Below are 1032 nucleotides of genomic sequence, written 5' to 3' on the forward strand. Positions count from 1 at the left end.
CTCGTCCGCGGTCTTCGTCCAGACGAAGGGCTTCGGATCCTGGTTCCAGGTCTTGATCCAGTTGCGGATGTCCTTCTCCAGTGCCTGGACGTTCCTGTGGACCCCTCGCCGTATCTGCTTGTCGGTGAGCAGTCCGAACCACCGCTCGATCTGGTTCAGCCAGGAACTGCTGGTGGGGGTGAAGTGCACGTGGAAGCGCGGGTGTGCGGCCAGCCATCGCTGGATGGCGGGAGTTTTGTGTGTGGAGGCGTTGTCGCAGATCAGGTGCACGTCCAGGTCGGCGGGCACCTCCTTGTCGATCCGGACGAGGAACTTCCTGAACTCCACGGCACGATGCCGGCGGTGGATCTGCCCGATCACTTCTCCGGTGGCCGTGTTGAGCGCGGCGAACAGGGTGGTGACGCCGCCGCGCACGTAGTCGTGGGTGCGGCGCTCGGGCATGCCCGGCATCATCGGCAGCACGGGGGCGGACCGGTCCAGGGCCTGGATCTGCGTCTTCTCGTCCACGCACAGCACCAGCGCGTGCTCGGGCGGAGCGAGATACAGCCCGACCACGTCACGGACCTTCGCGATGAACTGGGGATCCTTCGAGAGCTTGAAGGTGTCCACCAGGTGCGGCTTGAGGCCGAAGGTCCGCCAGATCCGCGAGATGGCCGACTGCGACAGGCCCAGCTCCTTGGCCATCGATCGCGTCGACCAGTGCGTGGCGTCCTTCGGCGTGCTCTCCAGCGTCCTGACCACCACCTCTTCGACCTGGTCGTCGGTGATCTTGCGGGGCCCGCCCGGGCGCGGCTCGTCGGTCAGGCCCTCCAGCCGGTCCCGCACGAACCGGCCCCGCCACCGGCTCACCGTGTGCGCCTCGACGCCCAGCCGGGACGCAACTTCCTTGTTCGTGGCACCCGTTGCGCTTTCCACCACGATCCGGCATCGCAGGGCCAGGGCCTGCGACGAGGTCCTCCGCCTGGCCCAGCGGGCCAACGTCTCGCGCTCGTCGTCGGTCAGCACCAGCTCGGCCTTCGGCCGTCCCGTCCT

At 67.6% G+C, this 1032-nt stretch carries 1 protein-coding gene; it reads right to left on the reverse strand.

Annotated features, from left to right (window positions below; all coding sequences use genetic code 11):
• Positions 1 to 1032 (reverse strand): IS630 family transposase (locus tag ACFW6P_RS32115; RefSeq protein ID WP_386425817.1); only part of this gene is annotated, 1032 nt, incomplete at both ends.

The organism is Streptomyces sp. NPDC058741 (assembly GCF_042746715.1).
Taxonomy (GTDB): domain Bacteria; phylum Actinomycetota; class Actinomycetes; order Streptomycetales; family Streptomycetaceae; genus Streptomyces.